The sequence below is a fragment of the Planococcus wigleyi genome, assembly GCF_014836985.1.
GTDB classification, from domain to species: Bacteria; Bacillota; Bacilli; order Bacillales_A; family Planococcaceae; genus Planococcus; species Planococcus notacanthi.
Genome location: NZ_JACSPU010000003.1, coordinates 199730 through 221439, shown reverse-complemented (window position 1 = coordinate 221439; position 21710 = coordinate 199730). Strand labels below are relative to the sequence as shown.

The window sequence follows — 21710 nt, the reverse complement described above, 5'->3', positions numbered from 1 at the left end:
AATGGCCGTATTTAGCCACAATTACACATTGGGTTTGATCAAGGAAGTCGGAGAAGAAGATGTTTTGGTTTCGGTAAACGGTGAAGACATTGAAATTGAATTGAAGGAAACGGACCGCGAAGTGCTGTTCCAAATGGTGACGGAAAATGTCTTTCTGGTGCCGGTTGATTCCGATACAAACGAACTGATTTTGAACATGGATGAGTCAGCCGTGCGTGAAGAGTTTCCGGAAATGGAGTTAACGGAACTGATTGGAGCGGCTGAAGAATTCGAAGAAGAGTGATCTTTTTTCTAGTAATCAAAAGGAGTGATTGGGGTGGGAGATCGAGTGGACAAAGAAGAAGTTCGAAAAGCCAATGACGTTCATGTACTGGATTATTTGCACGCGAAAGGGGAGACCTTGGAGCGGCAGGGACATTATTACCGGCATCCGGAACACGATTCCCTTGTCATCAAAGACACCGGACATTGGTACTGGAACAGCCGAAGCAAAGGCGGCTATGGGGCCATCAGCTTCGCCCGTGAGTATCACGATATGACATTCCAGGAGGCGGTCCGGGATGTGAACGCGCAAGATCTTTCCAAGACTTTTTCTAGAGAATCCGAGCGGCACACATCAAAAGAATTCGAATACCCGCTCCATCAAGAAGTTCCGAAACAGGAAAACATTTCGAGGTATTTGATTGAGGAACGGAAGCTGGACCCGAAAATTGTTGCCGCACTAATCCGAAAAGATTTGTTGGCCGAGGATAAATTAAAGAACGGGGTTTTTAAATGGAAGGATTCTGCCGGCAAGATCGTCGGAGGCGATCGGCAAGGCACCGTGAAGATGGACAACAAGCGCGGCTCCTTCAAACAAATCATGGCCAACAGCAAAGAAGATGGCGGATTCCGGGTGGACATCGGCACGCCGAACAAGATTGCGCTGTTCGAAAGCCCGATTGACGCACTCAGTTATTTCGAGTTGAAACGGCCCGAAAACATCCGTTTGCTGTCCATGTCCGGGCTCAAAGACCAATCCGCCACTGCTGGCATTCGGGACTTGATTAAGGACTGCAAGGAACGCGGAACGGCAGTGGAGCAGGTTATCTTTGCGGTCGACAACGATGCAGCCGGCGAACAATTCGTGGAGCGCTGGTCCAATTACCTGACAAGCTTTGAAGTCGACAAGCCGAAGAACAAAGACTGGAACATTGATTTGGTGGAAGCGAAGACTCCGGTAAGACAAAAGGAGCCGAAGAAAGCAATGGAAATGGAAAGGTGAGGGATTGAATGGCGTTCAAAGGGAAAAAGAAAACTCCGGAAGAGAAGATGAAGGAGATTGAAGAGCTGACTGCCGGAATGGATCAGCAGATTGAATCGTACTTTGTTTCGGAAAAGGCCATGCAGGAACACTTAGCCTTCATGGCCAACTTCCACAACTACTCACAGCGCAATATGGCATTGATCGATAAGCAATTCATGGGAGCCGAGGCAGTCGGCTCCTTTCATTTTTGGAAAAGCAAAGGAGCGGCTGTCCAGAAGGGCGAGAAGGGCATCAAGATTCTGGTCCCGACGCCGGTCCAGTTTTATAAGAAGAACGGCATTGATGTGCCGGTCTCTTCCGCCAGTAAACAGGACCGTGAATTGATTGATAAAAAACAGCTGGACACAACCAAGAAAACGTTCTTCAAGATTGGCCATGTCTTTGAATATACGCAGACGAATGCGCGTGAATTGAATCTGTCCGTCTCCGAAATCTTCGGGAAGTACCACCGGGATGGCACGTTGGAAAGCAGCAGGGAAATGATGGCCGCGTTGAACAAAGTCGCTGGGAAATTGGATTTCACCATTGTCGACGAGGCGCCATTCGAACTCGGGACGGCCAAAGGAGCTGCGGCTCCGAGTGAAAAAATCATTGCGTTGAATCCGCGGAATACGGAATTTGAAAACGTTTCGGTCCTGATCCATGAACTGGCACACGCCAAGATGCACACGCCGGAACGGTCCAAGGAGCTGACGACGAATGAAAAGGAATTTCAGGCGGAAATGGTTTCCTATGTGGTCGCCAATCGGTACGGCATCGATACAGAAGACTTCACGCTTTCCTATTTGGCCAACTGGACACAGGGGGCTGAATTGAAGGAGAAGGAGCGGCTGCTGAAGGAAGTCCAAAGCACGGCCAGCGAGTTTATTGGTGAAATCGATTCGTATTTTGACCAGGTAAAAGAAATGGCGCTGCAGCAAAGCAAAGCGGATGACCTGTCGCACAACCTTACGGACCAGGCGTTAAAAGCGCATGAAGCTTCTGCCGGAAACGAATTGGCCAACGACGAACCGGCGATGTTCATCCACGGCGTCAGCAGCCAATTTAAGCCGTTTGGGGAGGTGAACAACCTCGACTTTGATCAATACAGTCAAGAGCGCACAGCCTATACGGTAGCCATCCCCCAAGACACCGGCCTTACGCTCGTCATCAGTTCCCAATACGAAAAGGGCGAGTACATTCATCCACTCCATCAATTGGAGAAGGAACAGCTGGTGGACAAGGAGACGTTCGCCACATTGGAAACCGGCTACCACGATGAGTTGTTGAAGCAAGATGATGCCTACATCCAGTCATTCGCCGCCCGCTTGAGGACGGAGATCCATAAAGAAGAGACTCCTGCAGCAGACAAGAGCAAAAAGCTTCCCAAAACAACACTCGAAATCGAAAGGTGAGGAAAAACATGACGCAAGAAAAAGCAATCGAACGAAACCATTCACTTAAAATTACTTCTGGAGAGATGATTGACGGAAGGAAAGATGTTGACGATGTCGGGAAATTCGTGATGACCAACAGTGTAACCGGAAAAGAACACGAACTGACAATGTGGGCATATGGACTCGCATCAAACCACGAATTGGTTGATGTTGATATTTATAGCGCTTCACCAGAGGAATTGATTCGCATGACGGATGAAGGAATGGATATTGAGGATGCCTATTATCATTCCGCTAAACTGAATTCATTGGGCGATTTTATTACAATCGAAAAGGACGATGAAATCCGTCCAGATATTAGAACTTACACGTTCAATCCTACCGCTAAATATGAATATGATATTCCGACGACGGACTTGAAAATGGATCTGCATGACTTAATTGTTAAAGAAGAAATTGGGGATTTGATCATCATGAAGGAACAAAACACGTTGACGAAAGAAGACGTTCTTGATTTCGGGAAACTCGTTAGAGGAGATGACACCCGCTATAACCTTGGAGACACGCTAAAGGAGCCGATTCAAAACCTCCTAAAGGAAAATCAGTTTGATGCCGAGGAACTCGCTTTAATAAAAGGGGCTGCTAAAACCTTGGGCGCCGAGGTTGATGTTAATTCACCGGAGATAGCGAAAGAAATGCAGCACAAGGCCAAGGCGCCAGGCAAAGAAGAAATCGAGCGTTCCAGATGAGCTGATGAGTCTGCCAAGAGAAGTTTGTCCATCGATGAATTTAGCATGATTGAAAAAAAGTCAGTTGGGGCAGCCGTCAACGAAAAATACCTTACGAATCGAAACGATTGGAAATCAATAGAAAGAAATTAAAAAAGAGGTGATAGCTCATTATTCTTTCCTTATTTCATCGATAAATAGCAAGAAAATTCAGTTCTCAACTACTTCTTTTGAAAGGCTTCCGCTATACTAAGAAAAAACCGATTTTGGGAGAATGGGGAACGACATGAAGCATCTACCAACCGTCAGCCGCGCGAAAGAGGAGATTGAATATTTACAGGACTATGTGTCACTTGCCGAAGTGTATCATGCAAACACGCTAAAGAAGGAAATCATTAAATTGTATGCCTATACGGGTAGTATTCAAAAAGTTGCTTTGCAACTAAACGAAGAGCGAGAAGCGCGAAATCTACCGCTGATTGATGCCGCTTTTGTGTCCTACACCATTCAAAGCAAACCACAGGATCCGTTGCACAAGTTGCTCCGAACCAATTACTTACAAAAGACGAAACATATCCGAAAAAAACCAGCTGAAAAAGGGAAATATAGTTATTGATGCTCTGCTAGGAGCTGATAGGAACACCCGAATGTCAAACGAGTTTTTTAAAAAAAGAAAGTCAGTGGACCGGCTTTTTCTTCGGTAGTTAAATGCCTAATTTCTAAAAAGAAGAGACCGTTTAAACTAGAAGAGACTGATACACAAAAATGATAGAATCAATTTTAATCGAAAAATGAAAGAACTTAATCAGTTGAGCCCCTCATCTTTCTTCGGATGAGGGGCTTTTTTGTTTTCTTCAATGGATTATTCAATGGACTTTAGCGGTATAATAAGAACATATGTTCTTATTATAATTAGGAGGTGGTCAACATGAAAGTGAACAAACACTTGAAAGTACAAGGCGCAATCAAAGACCGGGGAGTGATCAAGTGGCAAGGAATGATGTTGACAGAACACGTTGAAATGATTCGTGCTTGGTACGAAGAGGACCAACACGATGCAGAACCGGAATTAAATGAAACTGACCTTCAGCTATTACAGGAAGAGCTTGTATTGGCCACTCAACGAAAATGCCAGGTGAAACTGAAATCGTGGAAAGAAAAAAAGTTTCATTACCATCTCGGTATTATCCAAGAGTTGGATGGGCGTAGCCGTTCCATCATCTACCAAGATCCTTCTGGTATACACCGATTGCCGATGGATGAGTTGGTGAGCGTCTGGTTGCTTGATTGAAACGGCGCTTATTCGTGTGGAGCGAAAGGAGCCAAGTTCAGTTTTGTTCCAAATAGGTAGAAATGAAGAAATGCTGCACTCAGAGTAGATGAAGAACAAGATAATTCAATGGACTTGGGCCCTTTCAGTTCGTAAAAGTGTACTTTTACGAACGGATTTTAATAGCAAATTGCCCTAAGGTTTAATAAATATGTAATATTCAGCAAATACATTTTTATATCTTTGCCAAATACAAAAATACGAGCTTCCTTTGCCAAAGGAGCTCGTATTTTTTTATTTCGCCATCAAATCTGCAGCTGTCGGCAGCCGTCGTTAAGCAACTACCGGATAACCCAATTTCTCAATGACTGTTCTCAATTCTTCCGGCGCTACTTTGTCCGCGTCGTAGACAGCTTTCACTTTACTGGAGTTGAACAGCACTTTCACTTCCTTGACACCATCTATTTTCCCTACTTTTCCTTCAATTTTTTTGATGCAGGAAGGGCAAGTGAGCGGTTCCAATTGGAATTTTACTGTGGTCATGTCAATCTCTCCTTTGTTTTTTCTACCTTAAGTATAGGACGCCCATCCATCCAGTTCCTTGACGGCCATCAATTTTTTGAACGGAGTAAGCTTCGCGGTAGTTATAGAAATGGAAGAAAGAAAACAAACAGAAAAAGAAAACGCAAAAAAGCTTCAGGGCTTGATGAAGGTCAAGTTATTCTGTCTCGAAACCACTTAAGATAAGGGTGTAAAGAAAATAACAGTCGAAAGAAAGAGGAGTGGAACAAAATGATTGGGTTCATTCATAAACACAAAAAAAGCATCACTTTTCTAGCCGGTTTCTTACTGGTCCTGGCGCTGGTCTTGAACTTCACGGGTCACCATGACCTGCGGCAGTTCACATTGATCACCGCGACGGTCATTGCCGGGATTCCGATCGCGGTCAAAGCGTTCCAGGCGTTAATGATGAAAGCGTTCAGTATTGAAATGCTGGTAACAATCGCCGTCATCGGTGCGCTTTTTATCGGGGAATACGTGGAATCAGCAGTCGTAACGTTCCTGTTCTTGTTCGGGGATTATCTGGAAGCCCGCACACTGGAAAAAACACGTTCTTCTCTAAAAAGCCTGGTGGATATGGCACCGCAGGAAGCGACCATCATCCGTGATGGCGTCAGTGTGACCGTGCCGGTGGAAGAAGTCGTCGAAGGGGATCGTGTCATCATCCGGACGGGCGGAAAAGTGCCGGTGGACGGTAAGATTGTCACTGGACAAGCTTCACTGAACGAAGCGGCTATCACAGGGGAATCCGTTCCTGCTTCCAAAAAAACAGGAGACAGCGTATTCAGCAGTACTATCATGGACACGGGTTATCTTGAAATAATTGCTGAAAAGGTTGGAGATGACACAACATTCGCGAAAATCATTGAACTGGTGGAAGAAGCGCAGGAATCAAAATCAAAAACAGAAAAATTTCTGAATAAATTTGCGAATATCTATACCCCTGCGGTTGTCGTTCTTTCTGTTCTGGTCTATGTCCTGACAAGAGACCTTCATCTCTCGATCACCTTCCTTGTCATCGCTTGTCCTGGCGCGTTAATCATCGGTGCACCGGTATCAAGTGTTGCGGGCATCGGCAATGGCGCGAAAAACGGCGTGCTGGTTAAAGGCGGCGAAGTGATGGACCGCTTCTCAAAAGTCGATACACTGGTCTTTGATAAAACCGGTACGTTGACGAAAGGGAAACCGGAAGTGACGAATATCGAGGTCTTCAATTCGCACGAAGAACAGGATCTGCTTCGATTGGTGGCGCAGGCGGAAACGGTGTCTGAACATCATCTTGGTCAAACAATCGTCAAAGAAGCGAAGAGTCGTGACATGGCTCTCGACCAGGAACCGGAAGCCGTCAATGTGATCAAAGGCAACGGCCTGACGGCTACAGTGGAAGGTCGAATTTTGACCATCGGGAACCGCAAGCTCATGAACGCAGAAAATATCGCCATTCCGGCGGAAGTGGAAGCGTATGCGGTAAATCGCGAGAAAGCGGGAAACACAGCGATCTTCGCGGCGGTGGACGGAGAAGTCGCTGGCATCTTCTCGATTGCCGACCAGATTCGTGAAGACGCAGCGCCTGCACTTGCTCAGATGAGAAAAAATGGTATCAAGAAAATCGTTATGCTGACGGGCGACAACCAGCACACCGCTGAACTCGTGGCTACCGAATTAGGGCTAGACGAATTCCATGCCGAACTGTTGCCGGAAGACAAAGTAGCGTTTGTGAAACAACTGAAACAGCAGGGACATGTCGTGGCAATGGCAGGGGACGGCGTCAACGATGCGCCGGCAATTGCCACAGCCGATATCGGACTCGCGATGGGTGAAGGCGGCACGGACATTTCAATGGAAACGGCGGATGTCGTCCTGATGGCCGATAAGCTAATGCAATTCTCACACGCTTACTCCCTGTCCAAAGCGACCATCCGCAACATGAAGCAAAACACGTTCTTCGCAGTCGGCATTGTCGCTGTCTTGCTCGCCGGTGTATTAATGGGCTCCGTTCATCTGGCGTCCGGCATGTTCATCCACGAAGCTAGTGTCCTGATTGTCATCTTGAACGCCATGAGACTGATGGGCTTCAACCGGAAACAGATGCAGCAGCGGGAAAAAGAATTGGAACCCGTTCAAGTGTAAAAAATATAGGTGAAAATGAAGAGAAGGGAGGAATCCGCTACTTTCTCCCTTTCCTTTCTACAGCTATTGCGTAAAATCCGGAGTTAAAACCAAAACATTTAGGAGGAATCTTATCATGACTGAACATACTAACCACGAACACCATCATGCAACTGCAGCTTTTATGGTCAATCATTTAATCGCCAATCAAAATGTCTTATTCGTGAAACTTCACCAATTCCATTGGTACTTGAAAGGACCAGAATTCTTTCCGCTGCATGAGAAATTCAATGAACTTTATGACGAAGCCAACGAATACTATGATGCTTTCGGAGAACGCTTGATTGCCATTGGCGAGAAACCGTATTCGACTCTCGGTGAATATCTGGAACATGCATTTATTAGTGAAACACCTTATATTGAGCCGCTTTCTTCCCAAGATATGCTTGGCATATTAGTGGATGATTACCGGGTCATTCGGGATGTAACAGTCAAAGCCATCCATCTTGCGGCGAAAGAGAAAGACGATGTAACGGTGGATATGCTGACCGGATACAAAGCCAGCCTCGATAAAAACATTTGGATGCTGCAGGCTTATCTGGGCAACGATGCTTTAGAAGGGGAAGATGAAGAGTAGGAGAAAATAAAACGCGTTGCAGAAATATAGTCTCTCTAAATCAGTAAACCATCATACGATAGAGACACATTCGTTTCTATTGTACGATGGTTTTTTTAATGTATTTATCTGAAGCTCTGAACAAGAGTCATCACCGTTTCACTCTGATCTCGACAGGGTAAGCAATGGTTGTGAATATACTTCAAGAAAGGGTGGTTTTCATGGTGGAAAAAACAGCGGAAGAAAAACCGAAACGCAATTTAAGACCGGTCTATATTTTTTTGGCTTTTGCCATTTTAATTATCATTTTTTTATTGCCAACGCCGGGAGATTTATCAGTGGTGGGGCAAAGAACACTTGCCATTTTAGCATTTGCGGTCGTTTTATGGATGACAGAAGCGGTTTCGTATCCAGTCAGTGCCGCCATGATTATCGGGCTTATGGCTCTGTTGTTGGGTCTTTCCCCAAATCCCGAAAATCCAGGGGAGCTACTCGGTACGGGAGATGCACTCAGTCTGGCATTGGCGGGTTTCAGTAATTCGGCAGTGGCGCTTGTCGCTGCAGCCTTGTTCTTGGCAGCTGCCATGCAAGCGACGAATTTGCATAAGCGCTTGGCGTTGTGGATTTTATCGAAAGTCGGTACAAAAACGGGCGCTATCGTTTTTGGTGCCATCATTGTTTCAATTGTACTTGCATTCTTTGTGCCGAGTGCCACAGCCCGTGCCGGCGCAGTCGTACCGATTCTGCTTGGTATGGTCGCGGCATTCGGATTGCCTGTCAACAGCCGACTCGCAGCGCTATTGGTCATCACTGCGGTCCAATCGGTATCCATCTGGAATGTCGGCATCAAAACAGGTGCTGCACAGAACCTGGTAGCGCTTGGTTTCATGGAAAATGAGTTTGGAGAGACTGTGTCATGGAGCGCCTGGTTCCTTTATGCGGCGCCATGGTCCATCATCATGTCGGTTGTGCTGTATTTTGTCATGATTAAACTGATCAAGCCAGAGACGAAAGTAGTGGAAGGCGGCACCGAGTTGATTCAGAAAGACTTGAATGAATTGGGGCCTCTTAAGCCGGCTGAAATCCGGTTGATTGTCGTATCTTTGGCATTATTGCTTTTGTGGTCGACAGAAGAAATCTTGCATCCCTTTGATACAACAACGGTCACCATCGTAGCAATCGCTATTTTACTGGCTCCAAAAGTGGGTGTCTTTGACTGGAAGACGGTAGAAAAAATGATTCCATGGGGTACGATTATCGTTTTCGCTGTCGGAATTGCGCTCGGCTCCACTTTGTTGAGTACGGAAGCGGCCCAATGGTTGTCCGATAAAGTATTTGGGGCGATGGGATTGGAAAATATGCCGCTTCTTGCGACGATCGCCTTGCTTTCTTTATTTAATATTCTCATTCACCTTGGTTTTGCGAGTGCAACGAGCTTGTCATCTGCGTTGATCCCTATCTTTATCGCTTTGGCCACGACTCTGCAGCTCGATGGCAATGAAATCGGTTTTGTCTTAATCCAGCAATTCGTCATTTCGTTTGGATTCCTGCTTCCGGTCAGTGCGCCGCAAAACATGCTGGCCTACGGAACAGGGGCTTTCACAGTGAAGGACTTTTTGAAATCAGGTGTGCCGCTGACCATCATCGGTTACTTGCTGATATTGCTTTTCAGCGCGACCTACTGGAAATGGATCGGATTATTGTAAGAAAGAAAAAGAGGATGCCCCGAGTCTGCTGAAGAACTGACTTGGGAACATCCTCTTTTATCTATATCTGTAACTTTTCTGCTGAGCTAAGGCATCAAGAACGGCGGCGATCCCGGATTATGGCCCGAAGCAAAGTCGATCAGCGGGATGATATAAGCAATGGCCACTGATACTGTCGCCAGTGCCACCCAAATCGACCAGCGGTCCATGAACAGCGGTGATGCATCTGAAGGGCTGTAATCTTCTCCGATCGGAAAGTCTGTCTTTCCTTTTGGCGCGAAAAAGGCGAGCTGTGCCCAGATATAAACCAGCAGAATGATGCCGACGACCAGGATCACTCCGCCCATCGCCATCAACATTTCGTACATCGCCCAGTCCGCAGCGGCGCTGTGGCCATTGTAGGACGTATTGGCCGTCCGGCGGGGGCTTCCGAGCAGCCCGTTAATGTGCATGGCACCCGACATGAGCAGCATGCCGCTCGCCCAAATGACCGTTTGGGCAACGGCCAGCCGGTTGATTGTCGGCGTCATTTTTCTGCCGGATAAATAAGGGATCAGCCAATAGGAAATCCCAAAAAATGTCAGTATGACTGTAGTGCCAACGGTTAAATGCAAATGGCCGGTGACCCAGATGGAATTATGGACAACCTGGTTAATTTGGTTGCTGGCGTTGATAATTCCGCCGAGCCCCGCTGGGATATAGGCAAACATGGCGACAATCAATGCGAAGAAACGGGCATCAGACCAAGGCAGCGTTTTCCACCAGCCGAGCAAACTCGTAACGCCTTTTGCTCTTCCGGTCCGTTCCATAGTGGCGAGCATCGCAAAGGCGGTCATGAGGGAAGGGAAAATGATCATGAATGTTTGAATCACGTGCAGAAATTTCACATTGACGGACAAGCCCGGATCAAGGATCTGGTGGTGGAAGCCGCCGGGTACATTGGCCACCACAAGAATGACCACAGCGACACGCGCCAGTGAATCACTGAATACTTTTCCGCCGATGATTTTTGGCATCGCCACATACCAGGCTGAAATGGATGTCAGCATCCAAATATTCACGAGCGTATGGCCGAAAGCCCAAAATAAGGTGCGGCCCATCATCGGATCAATGGTTGCAACCCATCCGAATGCCCACGGAATGACCATCGCTATGACAAAAACAGCGATGAACAGGGAAGCGAAAACCCAAAGGACGAAAACGGCATTTGCGAAAAAGGCGAAAAGCGGCGTTAGTTTTCCGGGATTTCGTTTGCGCCAGCTCTGATAGGTGATGAACATGCCGATGCAATTTAACAGGATGCCGACGACAATAAGCGCAAGCCCGATATAAAACCAGGGATGCGCCTGCATCGGAGTGTAAAACGTATAAAGCACATTGGCGTTTCCGGTAACAATAAGAAACGCAGCGATCAGCGTGCCGGTTGTCATGAGAGCAAAGCCTGCCCATCCGAAAGCGATGGTTTTATTGGCCAGTCCGCCAAGCACCCGTGAAGTTCCGGCATACAGGTAGCCGATGCTGAAAAAAGAACTTAATACCAGGATGAACATGACGCCGTGGGCAGTCAGCAGTGCATAATAACTGATCCACGAAGGGAGTTCAAAAAAACCGCTGCGGACCAGGCCCTGCAATAGACCGGCAAATCCGCCGATTAATAATGCAATAAATGCGATGAATAAATTCGCGGCCGATAGTCGGATATCCCGTCCCGTAATGCCGGCAGCGGCATCTTCGTTAACGGCCGTCCCTTTATGCAGAATCGGTGTTTCATTGATGTGAGCCATTTCTTCCCCTTCTTTCTTCTTTATTTGACGGTGATGGTGTTCGCCATGAACTCGTGCCCGAGGCCGCAATATTCATTGCATAGGATCAGGTATTCCCCTGGCTCGTCGAATGTATGGCTGACTTTCGAAATATGGCCGGGAACGACCATGACATTGACGTTCGTGTCTGTAATTTTAAAGCCGTGGGTGACGTCAGGTGATGCCAAAGTGAAATGGACTGTCGCGCCTGCCGGAATTTCCAAATCACCCGGCTGGAACGCAAACATTTCCGCGATAATGGCAATTTCGTATTCGTTATCGCCGATTTCCTTCAGCTCAGTGTCCGCAAAAATCTCAGACTCGCGGACCGTTTGCGGATCGATCATTTCCGCATGGCTCGGCGGCCCCATTTCCAGGAAAAAAGTTTGAAATGCTAAAATCCCGAGGAAAACGGCTAAAATGAGTGAACCGATAATCAGCCAGAGTTTTTCATAACGATGGATATGCATACGTCGAATCTCCTCTCAAATTTCTATAATAGTTGCCCCGTTTCAGTTGCGCTCCAGGAATAAAAAGAAAACGCTGAACCAGGACACAAGCATGAATACCGCGATGATCAGAACGGAAGTAAAAGTGCCTCGCAATGAAGTTTCCTGAGCGTCTTCGCGGTCTTTCTTTTTGGAAGCTTCCTTCATTTTGATTTCCTCCTTTCTTTTCCGGATGAAGCAGAGAGCAGCTTCAGTTCTATTCAAGTTGCTTCATTAAGGAATGAAACCAACTTAAATTTTTCGAGTAAAACTCAAAATTGGATAATGCCGCAAAATACCAATAGAATGGAATTGCAGGAATATTGAAAATAAATCTGTTAAGACAGTATACGCGAATAAAAAATTGGATTTCTTGATGCCTGTCAATGCAAAACCAATATGGAACATTTCTCATTCACTTTTACGAATAGATGATTTGGGTATGCTTGCATATCGTATAAGTTTTTAGTCTAATTAGACTATATCCTCTTTTGTATTATTCACTAAATTTTATTTTTTAATCCTTTTAAGGGTTAATTTCTTTAAACTACTATCATCCTTGACGGCCATCAAGGTTAAAGAAACAGGCACCCCTTATAATGAAGATGAATATAAGGAGGAGAGCAATATGAGAAAAGCGGTATTTCAAATGGAGCCATTCAGTTGTCCGTCCTGCATCAAAAAAATCGAGAATGCTTTGGGGAGACAGGCTGGTGTAAAGGATGGCAAAGTTCTGTTCCATTCCGGAAAAGTAAGAGTCGAGTTTGATGAAGCGCAAATTTCGGATCAGCAGATCGAAGAACTGATTGTGAAACTGGGTTATTCTGTGTATTCAAGGAAAGTTGCCTAACTAGGAGGGAAAGTATGAAGTATCAGGAAGCATGCCGGCATACAAAAGGAAACAAGGGAGCACATCAATTATGTGTTTCCATCGTTCCGATCTTTAATCATCTTCAAAACGAAGAAATGGAGGAAGTCGCCAAAACGACGCGTTCTATCTCCTTGAAGAAAGGGGAGCTGCTGCACAGTGCCGGCGATGCCTCGGATTCCCTGTATATCGTCCATCAAGGGAAAGTGAAAGTTTACCGTCTGTCGGAAAACGGCAAAGAGCAATTGATCCGGATTCTGCAGCCAGGCGATTTCACCGGTGAACTCGCATTGTTTAAGGAATCGATTCATGATGATTATGCGGAAGCGATGGAAAAGACCGACATTTGCAGCATCCAGCGCGGCGATCTTCAGGAATTTCTGCAGCGGTATCCAAATATTTCATTGAAAATCCTAAGTGAATTTTCCAACCGGCTTGGCCAGGCGGAAAGCCAGATGACCAGCTTTGCGACAGAAGACGTGGAAACACGGATTGGGCTTTATCTGGCTCAGCAGGTGGAAGAGAACAAATCAACGGAGTACCATTTGCCGATGTCCAGAAAAGATCTTGCTTCTTTTCTCGGAACGACTCCTGAAACCATCAGCCGGAAACTTGCCAAGTTCGAAGACGAGGGATGGATCGAGCAGGAAGACCAGCGCCGAATCCGTGTACTGGACCTGGATGCTTTGCTGCTCATCTAGTAATCGGTACGATATTTGACGGTAACTATGTGCAATGTGAAAAGATTTCAAAATTAAGTAAGACAATAAATCATTTTGGAGGAGATTCCTATGTTATTGGTTATGTCTCTTGTTCTTATCGTTACCGCGATTCTGACTCTCATTATATCTGTCGAAGTAAGTGAGACGGACGAAAATAACTGAAAATAGTTCATTAAAGATTAGACTGCCTGAAGTAATAGGCTAATATAAAAAACCTTCGAAAGGGTGCACTCGAAATAAGCACTGAAATCGGAGGTGGTTTTGCATGTGCAAAACATCTAGTCACACGTCTCAAGATAGGCTGTAGATAGTCTACATCAGCTGAGCATTAAAGTCATCATGATGACGGGCGACAACGAGCGGGCCGCGCAGGCGATCGGCAAAGAAGTCGGTGGCGATGCGGTGATTTCGGAAGTGCTACCGGAAGGCAAAGCGGATGAAGTGAAGAAACTGCAGCAGCAAGGCAAGAAAGTGGCGATGGTCGGTGACGGCATCAACGACGCACCGGCATTGGCCGTATCCGATATCGGCATGGCGATCGGCACGGGTACAGATGTGGCGATGGAAGCAGCGGATATTACACTGATCCGCGGCGACTTGAACAGCATTGCGGATGCAATCATCATGAGCCGCAAAACGATGCGCAACATCAAACAGAACCTGTTCTGGGCTTTCGCTTACAATACAGTGGGCATCCCGATTGCCGCCATCGGCCTGCTCGCGCCTTGGGTTGCCGGGGCCGCAATGGCCTTCAGTTCCGTGTCGGTCGTTTTGAACTCGCTTCGTCTGCAACGAGTGAAATTGGAAAAGTAAAGGTATATATAGAAGGAAATCATAAAAGGAAGGCCTAAAGCGAAGGTGCATTGCTTTTGGCCTTTTTCTTTCAAAGTAATGAAGACAAGGGGGAGACGGCTCAAGGAATGCTAAGAGAAACTAAAAGTTTAACGAAATTTCATGTTTGATATTCTAACTATCATTTTGCTCTTCATTATGTTTGAAGTCAGTATTGTCGTCTCCAGTTGGACCTTAAAACGTTCAAACAAAAAACGGGCAGAACGGCTATAACGGGGTCATTGAACAGATAGATTATTCTCGTCATTAATAACGGAAGTAAAGTATAAATGGCATAAGGAAGTAACTATTTTGAAGGAGGCGTACTTAATGACTAAAAATGAAAAAGACCAACACCATCATCACGATGAACAGGCAGATGACCATAAGATGGACCATTCTGAACATGTTGGGCATTCTTACCATGAAGATCAAGTGGAAGAAGGCATTCATAACGACAGCAATCCTTCCAAAATTCATGATGATCATGCCCATCACAATCATAGTAGCCATGATCACAGTGGACATGAACATCACCACCACGGAAACTTCAAAGAAATTTTTCTGAAGTCGCTGCCCTTGGGCATTGTCATTTTGTTATTATCGCCGATGATGGACGTTCGGCTTCCCTTTCAATTCACCTTCCCTTACTCGGACATTGTTGTCGCGGTATTAGCGACTATATTGCTGATTTATGGCGGAAAACCCTTCTATCAAGGGGCAATCGCTGAATTTAAGGAAAAAGCGCCAGGCATGATGGCCCTTATTTCTTTGGGACTGTCCGTTTCTTACTTATATAGCATTTATGCAGTGCTGGCACGTTATGTGACAGGTGAGCACGTTATGGACTTTTTCTTTGAATTTGCTTCCTTGCTGTTAATCATGCTCCTTGGCCACTGGATTGAAATGAAAGCGGTGGGAGAAGCTGGGGATGCACAACAATCACTCGCTGAACTTATGCCGAAAGATGCACATGTAGTAGTGGAAGACGATGCCATTGAGACGCGTCCGGTAGCCGATTTAAAAGTCGGAGATCTTGTACGTGTTCAGGCTGGCGAAAACGTTCCGGCTGATGGCATCATCAAACGAGGAGATTCCCGTATCAATGAAGCCTTATTAACAGGAGAATCTAAGCCTGTTGTAAAAGGAGTTGGAGACAAAGTAATCGGCGGTTCTACAAACGGAGAAGGGGTTTTGTACCTGGAAGTACAGGAAACAGGCGACCGGTCTTTCATTTCTCAAGTTCAAACCTTGATTAAACAGGCTCAAGATCAGCCTTCAAGAGCTGAAAATTTGGCCCAAAAAGTAGCGGGATGGCTATTTTATATCGCTATTGCGGCAGCTGTCATCGCGTTTGTAGTTTGGCTATTTATAGCAGATTTCCGAACCGCAGTTCTCTTTACGGTCACGACGTTGGTTATCGCTTGTCCGCATGCTCTCGGCCTCGCCATACCGCTAGTTATTGCACGAAGCACCAGTTTGGGTGCAAGCCGCGGATTGCTGGTGAAAGATCGGGAAGCGTTAGAGCTGGCAACTAAGTCCGATGTGATGATACTGGACAAAACAGGCACCTTGACTACTGGGGAATTTAAAGTATTGAGTATGGAAACACGAGGTAGCCGATATACCGAAGCTGAAATCGTGGCACTTATGGCAGGGATTGAGGGCGGATCGAGCCATCCAATCGCCCAATCGATCGTTCATTATGCTGGAAAACAGGGGATTCTACCTGTCCGCTTTGATTCGATTGATGTCCTGTCGGGTGCTGGCGTGGAAGGAAGCGCCAATGGCCGCAAATATGGATTGATCAGCCAAAAGGCATTTGGAAGGGATGTAGCGGTGGATGTTCCGAAAGGGGCCACATTAAGTGTCCTAATTGAAGACGGGAAACCGATCGGAACGGTCGCCTTAGGTGATGAATTAAAAGAAGCGAGTAAAACGCTGATACAGGCATTGAAGCGTAACGGTATACAACCGATTATGGCCACGGGTGACAATGAAACGGCTGCCCAAGGGGTGGCTGAGGAACTGGGCATTGAATATAAAGCCAATCAATCTCCGCAGGATAAATATGATTTAGTGGAATCACTGAAAAACAAAGGGCAGACTGTCATCATGGTCGGCGATGGCGTAAACGATGCACCATCCCTTGCAATAGCAGATGTCGGAATAGCAGTCGGAGCCGGAACTCAAGTCGCCATCGATTCCGCTGATGTGATTTTGACGCAATCGGATCCAGGGGATATTGAATCCTTTATCGAATTGGCCAACAAAACAACCAGTAAAATGAAACAAAACCTCGTGTGGGGAGCCGGTTATAACTTTATTGCCATTCCCATAGCGGCGGGTGTTCTAGCCTCCATTGGGGTTACGTTGGCTCCTGCAGCAGGAGCGGTTCTGATGTCCGTGTCCACTGTTATCGTGGCAATCAATGCGATGACATTGAAACTAAGAAATAGAGCTGTTTAACACAGTGATTAATTGTCGTACATGAAAATTGCTGCCTCCCAAAAGTTGAATTTTCTTTAACCTTGGAGGGCACATTTTTGTATTAGGTTAAAGTCAAAAGGAGGTTTGAAGATTTTGGATAATTAAATACAGTTTTATAGTTAACATATGAGGGCTTATCGGAAGGAGGGCAGGTTAATATCATCCTTTTTCTTTTGCTTGATAAAGCATCATTTTTTATGGTTATGGATTAGAGCACGGCAAGTTGTTCATATACAAAGCCAGGAATTAACTAGAACCGAAAGATATTTTCATAAATTCTAAATGACTTCTAGAGTGCTATTCTATTTTAAATTGCCCTTTTAAATTTTGTTGAATAAGAGAATTCTTTTCGATAGATTTTATCAAAATGGCAAAAGCCGGCTTCGTTGACAACAAGTCGTGGAAAGCGTTAAGTTTAACTGGAAGATACCTGGAATTTAGAAGTTGCAGGAAAAGAATCCAATACGTCACTATTTAAAGTAAAAACGATTTTTTCAAGAGAAGGGAGCAATTATTAATGCAAAAGAAAATTTTTATTTCACCAAAAAAATATATTCAAGGTGCTGGTGTTCTAAGTCTGCTTGGTGAAGAAGTTGCTAAAATTGGAGTAACGCCCTTTGTTTTATCCGATAGTACGGTTTGGGGAATAACTGGAAGTACAGTTGAGGAAAGCTTCCAAGCATCCAATACTTCTTATATTTATGAAGAATTTACCGGAGAAGCTTCCAATACAGAAATTGAGCGTCTGACTAAGATAGGGAAAGACAAAAAAGCTGATGTTGTCATCGGGTTAGGCGGTGGAAAAACAATAGATACGGCAAAAGCCGTTGGGGATGCGCTTGGAATTGCTGTCGTGGTTGCTCCTACAACTGCATCTACAGATGCACCAACCAGTGCGCTATCCGTAATTTATTCTGACGATGGAGTATTTGAAGGATATAAATTCTATACCAAAAATCCGGATTTGGTTTTGGTCGACTCAAAAGTAATCGTCAATGCGCCGGTGTTTCTTTTGGCTTCAGGTATGGGAGATGCGATGGCCACGTTTGTTGAAACCCGAGCTTCATTGAAACGAAATTCAAATACCATGGCTGGCGGGAAGGCAACTCTTGCTGGACAGGCTATTGCGGAAAAGGCTGAAGAAGTGCTGTTCGATCAAGGTATTGCTGCATACAGAGCTGCGAAACAAGGGCTTGTCACACCGCAAGTCGAAGCAATTATCGAAGCGAACACCTTATTATCAGGACTAGGATTCGAGAATGGCGGATTAGCGTCAGCACATGCTATCCATAATGGCTTTACTGCACTTGAAGGAGAAATCCACAAGTTGACTCATGGCCAAAAAGTAGCCTATGGTGTCTTGACTCAGTTAGTACTAGAAGGATACGCAGAATCTGATATCTTACGTTATGCAGACTTCTTTAAAGAAATTGAGTTGCCAACAACTCTGAAAGATCTTCATTTAGAAAATGCGCCCTATGAAGATTTACTTAAAATTGGAGAACTGGCCACCGTGGCAGGAGAAACATCGCATAACATGAATCCGGAACTTACACCGGAACAAATTGCAGATGCCATTTTAGCAGTAAACGCAATTACAACTGCTTGATTTTTATCGAGAGTAAGTATATTTAGATGGAAGCATATCTAAGAGGGAGTTAACTCATCAGCATGAGTTAGCTTCCTTTCTTTGATTTTATATGTTCGCAAAATCTTAATTTAACGAACATATAGAGTAGGCGTGTGATAAAATAAAGATTATTAAGGTATTTAGCTTCGATTCTACTGGAATCAAGCAGTGATTCCGTAAATCTTCTAAAAAGCAGGTGTTACAAAATGAGCCAATTTAATCGCGTCGATGAATTAAAAACACAATTAGATCAACACAGACCTCTTCCGACTGCAGCAGTAAAGAACCTCCGCGACGTGTATCGTGTGGAATGGACGTATAATTCGAATGCCATCGAAGGAAACACTTTGTCGTTAATTGAGACAAAGGTTGTCATGGAGGATGGCTTAACAATTGGCGGCAAGCGGCTACAGGAGCATTTTGAAGTTATTAACCATGCTGAAGCGATCAGTTTCATCGAGGATCAGGTCAATCAAACCGAACCGTTGGATGAGCGGACGCTAAAAACAATTCATCACTTGATTTTAAAGAATATCGACGATGAAAATGCGGGCAGGTATCGCTCCATCAACGTGAGAATTTCCGGTAGCCAGCATGAACCGCCACATTTCCTGCAAGTAGCGAATGACATGCAGGAGCTCTTCGCCTGGTATCAGCAAGAGAAAGATCGACTGCATCCGGTAGAGCTGGCTGCATTATTCCACTTTAAATTCGTGTATATTCACCCATTCGCGGATGGCAATGGCCGGACTGCAAGATTGTTGATGAACTTGATCCTGATGGGTCATGGCTTCCCTCCCGCTATCGTCAAAGCGGAGAACGCACAGCGCTTAACCTATTACGAAGTGTTGGAAACAGCGAGCGTACAAGGTAACAATCGACCATTCGTCGAGTTGATTGCGCAGTGCGTGGAAGAAAGTTTAACTACGTATTTGAAAGCGATTCTATAGCAGTTATCTCATCAACTTTTTATTTTTCTAGAAAAAGCACTTTCTATCTCTATATGTTCGCTTAAATTGCATTTTGCGAACATATAGAATTTTATTATTAAAAGGAGGCCATCATGATATGGCGTTGACACCCGAAGAATTGCAAATCCTCCAGCGGATTGAAAACCAGCTGAAAGATATGCCCTTCTATGTTATCGAGTATGTCCGCTCCAAAAAGCGGGCTGGTCTTTCACCTGATACCTTGCTGCAGTATCTTTATCGCTATCAGCATTTTTTCCAATGGCTGCTTCGTGAAGGGTTGACAGATGCCAAGGATACCCCCTCCATTCCCTACTCCGTATTAGCGGAATTAAAAAAAGAAAACGTAGAGCTGTACCTGGAATATCTGAAGGAAGAATCCATTCCGCATGAGAAAGAATCTGTGAAGAAACGTGGCCAGGCGGTTGTGGCCCTTTCCGTTAACGCGTTAAAATCGCTCTTTAACTACCTGACGAAAGAGACCGAGGATGAAGACGGGGAATCGTACTTTTATCGAAATGTCATGAGCAAAATCGTGTTGCACACGAAAAGAGAGACGGCTAGCCGTCGTGCCCAGAAAATCAGTTCTGTTATCCTAAATGAGCATGAAATCCACGATTTCCTGCAGTTCATCGAACATGCATATGAAGCGACTCTAGCAAGTGGACTTGCACGTCACCGATTCAATCGGGACAAGGAACGGGATTTGGCCATTCTCTCCCTTTTCCTAGGCAGCGGCATCCGTCTCGGCGAAACGGCTCGCATTTTGGTGAAGAAAATCAACTTGAAGAAACAACTCATTGATATCAAACGGAAAGGTTCGAAGGAAGACACGGTTCGCGTCATGGATCAGGCCATTCAACACTTAAAAGCCTACCTAGATATTCGAGAAAGCCGCTATCCTGGTTCAAATGATGTCCCTTTCCTGTTTGTGACTCTTTATGGTGGGACAGTTCGTCCCCTATCTCGGCGGGCGATTGAGAACTTGGTGACCAAGTACACCGCTGCCTTTGCCCAAGGAGAAGGCATGAGCCCGCACAAGCTCCGACATAGTTTTGCGGCGGACTTCATCCGCAACGGTGGAAGCATCGTCCTCTTGCGGGATCAGTTGGGCCACAGCAATATCGAAACCACTTCTCTCTATACAAACCTGTCCAATAAAGATAATGAACAGGTATTAACGCGTATGACAGAAAATCGATTAAAACAGGTTAATAAAGAAAGACAATAATGGACATGAGCACAAGGACGAACAGCTTTCAAACGCAATTCGTCCTTTTTCTGTTCTATAATTCAGCATTCGACATTTTTGATCAGAAGTTGGTTTTACCCCACCCTAAATCTTTTTAACAATTGAAATTCTAGGTGAAAACGAAAAATTCTCCGATTTCGGGATATACTCTTTTATCATTTTAACTTCAGTTCACAAAATCACTTGTAGTTTGTGTAATTAGTATTTATTTTTGTATAAAACCACAAGGAACTCCTACACAAATTCATACCAAGTAGTGATTGAAACTGATTTAAGACTGATTAAAAATCGGTTCATAGTTTGTACAACTTCTGTACTGTATACCTGAATTATTTATGGCATCTTGCTATGATCTCATTCAGCCAAAATTAAGAAACTGTCAGTTCTTAGCGCTTTACTTCGATGAAAAATCAAAACCGAAAACCCAACAACAAAAAATAAAAGACTGTTATGAATTTACGCTATGGTTTATAATTGTTCTTATGTAAATTTAATCCAGATTGGAGCATTGAAATGAAAAGCACCGGTGTTGTAAGAAAAATAGATCCATTAGGCCGTCTCGTTTTTCCGATAGAATTAAGAAGAACCATGAACTTGAATGAAGGAGATCCGATGGAGATATTTGTAGACGGCGATTTTGTTTTGTTAAAAAAACACCAAGCTTCACGAGCTTGTATGATTACAGGTGAAGTTTTAGACGAAAACAAAGAATATGCTCCTGGACTTATCTTAAGCCCTAAGGGAGCTGAAATTTTACTTCAAAAGTTGATATGAACAAAATATTGTAATTGTCACTTTAAGAGATAACTTGCATCAATTTCGAACTTAATTTTGCGTCTAATTTTAAAGAACCCAGAAACCTTTTATACTAGGATTTCTGGGTTTTTTAATATATATAAAATTTATGATAGCTACCGATAATCCCTCATATGTAAACTTTTACTCGTCTAGCAAATAAGAAAACTAATGGTTTTTGCAAATCGATCT

General features: G+C 44.8%; 20 protein-coding genes and 1 pseudogene. 17 read left to right on the top strand and 4 right to left on the bottom strand.

Annotated elements, in window-relative coordinates:
• The first annotated feature begins 1 nt into the window (after nt 1).
• The 6 genes from H9630_RS09740 to H9630_RS09715 all read left to right on the top strand — a co-directional run bounded on the left by H9630_RS09740 (nt 2) and on the right by H9630_RS09715 (nt 4701).
• Nucleotides 2-283 carry a hypothetical protein gene (locus tag H9630_RS09740; protein WP_191715302.1) on the top strand — a complete coding sequence of 94 codons (282 nt, stop codon included), beginning with the start codon at nt 2-4 and terminating at the stop codon, nt 281-283.
• Nucleotides 284-316: 33 nt separating this feature from the next.
• Complete coding sequence (locus H9630_RS09735; RefSeq protein WP_191715301.1) at nt 317-1264, top strand: DUF3991 domain-containing protein; 948 nt, start codon at nt 317-319, stop codon at nt 1262-1264.
• A gap of 8 nt (nt 1265-1272) precedes the next feature.
• Nucleotides 1273-2700 carry an ArdC-like ssDNA-binding domain-containing protein gene (locus H9630_RS09730; RefSeq protein WP_191715300.1) on the top strand — a complete coding sequence of 476 codons (1428 nt, stop codon included), beginning with the start codon at nt 1273-1275 and terminating at the stop codon, nt 2698-2700.
• Nucleotides 2701-2708: 8 nt separating this feature from the next.
• On the top strand, nt 2709-3431 hold the full coding sequence (locus H9630_RS09725; protein ID WP_191715299.1) for a hypothetical protein: 723 nt from the start codon (nt 2709-2711) through the stop codon (nt 3429-3431).
• A gap of 265 nt (nt 3432-3696) precedes the next feature.
• The gene (locus H9630_RS09720) at nt 3697-4026 is read left to right on the top strand and encodes a hypothetical protein (RefSeq protein ID WP_191715298.1); all 330 of its coding nucleotides are present in this window, start codon (nt 3697-3699) and stop codon (nt 4024-4026) included.
• Nucleotides 4027-4338: 312 nt separating this feature from the next.
• Nucleotides 4339-4701, top strand: coding sequence for a YolD-like family protein (locus H9630_RS09715; protein ID WP_191715297.1), 363 nt, complete (start codon nt 4339-4341; stop codon nt 4699-4701).
• Nucleotides 4702-5013: 312 nt separating this feature from the next.
• On the opposite strand, the gene H9630_RS09710 is transcribed toward H9630_RS09715, so the two are convergent.
• The gene (locus H9630_RS09710; RefSeq protein ID WP_191715296.1) at nt 5014-5223 is read right to left on the bottom strand and encodes a heavy-metal-associated domain-containing protein; all 210 of its coding nucleotides are present in this window, start codon (nt 5221-5223) and stop codon (nt 5014-5016) included.
• 249 nt (nt 5224-5472) lie between these two features.
• Here H9630_RS09710 and H9630_RS09705 point away from each other — a divergent pair, with 249 nt between their 5' ends.
• The 3 genes from H9630_RS09705 to H9630_RS09695 all read left to right on the top strand — a co-directional run bounded on the left by H9630_RS09705 (nt 5473) and on the right by H9630_RS09695 (nt 9672).
• Nucleotides 5473-7371 carry a heavy metal translocating P-type ATPase gene (locus tag H9630_RS09705; protein ID WP_191715295.1) on the top strand — a complete coding sequence of 633 codons (1899 nt, stop codon included), beginning with the start codon at nt 5473-5475 and terminating at the stop codon, nt 7369-7371.
• Nucleotides 7372-7486: 115 nt separating this feature from the next.
• Nucleotides 7487-7987, top strand: a complete 501-nt coding sequence (locus tag H9630_RS09700; protein ID WP_225218478.1) for a Dps family protein — start codon at nt 7487-7489, stop codon at nt 7985-7987.
• Between the two features lie 200 nt (nt 7988-8187).
• Nucleotides 8188-9672 carry a DASS family sodium-coupled anion symporter gene (locus tag H9630_RS09695; protein WP_191715294.1) on the top strand — a complete coding sequence of 495 codons (1485 nt, stop codon included), beginning with the start codon at nt 8188-8190 and terminating at the stop codon, nt 9670-9672.
• Between the two features lie 86 nt (nt 9673-9758).
• On the opposite strand, the gene H9630_RS09690 is transcribed toward H9630_RS09695, so the two are convergent.
• Genes H9630_RS09690 through H9630_RS09680 form a run of 3 tightly spaced genes read right to left on the bottom strand, consistent with a single transcriptional unit; the run spans nt 9759 to nt 12130 of the window.
• The gene (locus H9630_RS09690; protein WP_112233093.1) at nt 9759-11456 is read right to left on the bottom strand and encodes a cbb3-type cytochrome c oxidase subunit I; all 1698 of its coding nucleotides are present in this window, start codon (nt 11454-11456) and stop codon (nt 9759-9761) included.
• Nucleotides 11457-11476: 20 nt separating this feature from the next.
• Nucleotides 11477-11944: a cytochrome c oxidase subunit II gene (locus tag H9630_RS09685; RefSeq protein WP_112233092.1), complete on the bottom strand. Its 468-nt coding sequence runs from the start codon at nt 11942-11944 to the stop codon at nt 11477-11479.
• Nucleotides 11945-11986: 42 nt separating this feature from the next.
• Nucleotides 11987-12130, bottom strand: coding sequence for a cytochrome c oxidase subunit 2A (locus tag H9630_RS09680; protein WP_112233091.1), 144 nt, complete (start codon nt 12128-12130; stop codon nt 11987-11989).
• Nucleotides 12131-12590: 460 nt separating this feature from the next.
• Here H9630_RS09680 and H9630_RS09675 point away from each other — a divergent pair, with 460 nt between their 5' ends.
• From H9630_RS09675 to H9630_RS09640, 8 genes and pseudogenes are all read left to right on the top strand, one after another.
• On the top strand, nt 12591-12812 hold the full coding sequence (locus H9630_RS09675; RefSeq protein ID WP_112233090.1) for a heavy-metal-associated domain-containing protein: 222 nt from the start codon (nt 12591-12593) through the stop codon (nt 12810-12812).
• A gap of 14 nt (nt 12813-12826) precedes the next feature.
• The gene (locus H9630_RS09670; RefSeq protein ID WP_112233089.1) at nt 12827-13531 is read left to right on the top strand and encodes a Crp/Fnr family transcriptional regulator; all 705 of its coding nucleotides are present in this window, start codon (nt 12827-12829) and stop codon (nt 13529-13531) included.
• A 333-nt stretch (nt 13532-13864) separates the two neighbouring features.
• Nucleotides 13865-14365, top strand: a pseudogene (locus H9630_RS09665) (HAD-IC family P-type ATPase); the annotation flags it as partial.
• A gap of 348 nt (nt 14366-14713) precedes the next feature.
• A complete protein-coding gene (locus H9630_RS09660; protein WP_191715293.1) occupies nt 14714-16852 on the top strand; it encodes a heavy metal translocating P-type ATPase in 2139 nt (712 codons plus the stop codon).
• Nucleotides 16853-17390: 538 nt separating this feature from the next.
• Complete coding sequence (locus tag H9630_RS09655; protein WP_101801507.1) at nt 17391-18482, top strand: glycerol dehydrogenase; 1092 nt, start codon at nt 17391-17393, stop codon at nt 18480-18482.
• A gap of 227 nt (nt 18483-18709) precedes the next feature.
• On the top strand, nt 18710-19453 hold the full coding sequence (locus H9630_RS09650; protein WP_191715292.1) for a Fic family protein: 744 nt from the start codon (nt 18710-18712) through the stop codon (nt 19451-19453).
• 118 nt (nt 19454-19571) lie between these two features.
• A complete protein-coding gene (xerS, locus tag H9630_RS09645) occupies nt 19572-20702 on the top strand; it encodes a tyrosine recombinase XerS (RefSeq protein ID WP_191715291.1) in 1131 nt (376 codons plus the stop codon).
• A gap of 534 nt (nt 20703-21236) precedes the next feature.
• Nucleotides 21237-21497, top strand: coding sequence for an AbrB/MazE/SpoVT family DNA-binding domain-containing protein (locus tag H9630_RS09640; protein WP_191715290.1), 261 nt, complete (start codon nt 21237-21239; stop codon nt 21495-21497).
• The last annotated feature ends 213 nt before the right edge of the window (nt 21498-21710 follow it).

Coding starts and splice junctions, on each gene's coding strand:
- H9630_RS09740 (WP_191715302.1), top strand. CDS start 2: ATGGCCGTATTTAGCCACAATTACACATTGGGTTTGATCAAGGAAGTC.
- H9630_RS09730 (WP_191715300.1), top strand. CDS start 1,273: ATGGCGTTCAAAGGGAAAAAGAAAACTCCGGAAGAGAAGATGAAGGAG.
- H9630_RS09725 (WP_191715299.1), top strand. CDS start 2,709: ATGACGCAAGAAAAAGCAATCGAACGAAACCATTCACTTAAAATTACT.
- H9630_RS09720 (WP_191715298.1), top strand. CDS start 3,697: ATGAAGCATCTACCAACCGTCAGCCGCGCGAAAGAGGAGATTGAATAT.
- H9630_RS09715 (WP_191715297.1), top strand. CDS start 4,339: ATGAAAGTGAACAAACACTTGAAAGTACAAGGCGCAATCAAAGACCGG.
- H9630_RS09710 (WP_191715296.1), bottom strand. CDS start 5,223: ATGACCACAGTAAAATTCCAATTGGAACCGCTCACTTGCCCTTCCTGC.
- H9630_RS09705 (WP_191715295.1), top strand. CDS start 5,473: ATGATTGGGTTCATTCATAAACACAAAAAAAGCATCACTTTTCTAGCC.
- H9630_RS09700 (WP_225218478.1), top strand. CDS start 7,487: ATGACTGAACATACTAACCACGAACACCATCATGCAACTGCAGCTTTT.
- H9630_RS09695 (WP_191715294.1), top strand. CDS start 8,188: ATGGTGGAAAAAACAGCGGAAGAAAAACCGAAACGCAATTTAAGACCG.
- H9630_RS09690 (WP_112233093.1), bottom strand. CDS start 11,456: ATGGCTCACATCAATGAAACACCGATTCTGCATAAAGGGACGGCCGTT.
- H9630_RS09685 (WP_112233092.1), bottom strand. CDS start 11,944: ATGCATATCCATCGTTATGAAAAACTCTGGCTGATTATCGGTTCACTC.
- H9630_RS09680 (WP_112233091.1), bottom strand. CDS start 12,130: ATGAAGGAAGCTTCCAAAAAGAAAGACCGCGAAGACGCTCAGGAAACT.
- H9630_RS09675 (WP_112233090.1), top strand. CDS start 12,591: ATGAGAAAAGCGGTATTTCAAATGGAGCCATTCAGTTGTCCGTCCTGC.
- H9630_RS09670 (WP_112233089.1), top strand. CDS start 12,827: ATGAAGTATCAGGAAGCATGCCGGCATACAAAAGGAAACAAGGGAGCA.
- H9630_RS09660 (WP_191715293.1), top strand. CDS start 14,714: ATGACTAAAAATGAAAAAGACCAACACCATCATCACGATGAACAGGCA.
- H9630_RS09655 (WP_101801507.1), top strand. CDS start 17,391: ATGCAAAAGAAAATTTTTATTTCACCAAAAAAATATATTCAAGGTGCT.
- H9630_RS09650 (WP_191715292.1), top strand. CDS start 18,710: ATGAGCCAATTTAATCGCGTCGATGAATTAAAAACACAATTAGATCAA.
- xerS (WP_191715291.1), top strand. CDS start 19,572: ATGGCGTTGACACCCGAAGAATTGCAAATCCTCCAGCGGATTGAAAAC.
- H9630_RS09640 (WP_191715290.1), top strand. CDS start 21,237: ATGAAAAGCACCGGTGTTGTAAGAAAAATAGATCCATTAGGCCGTCTC.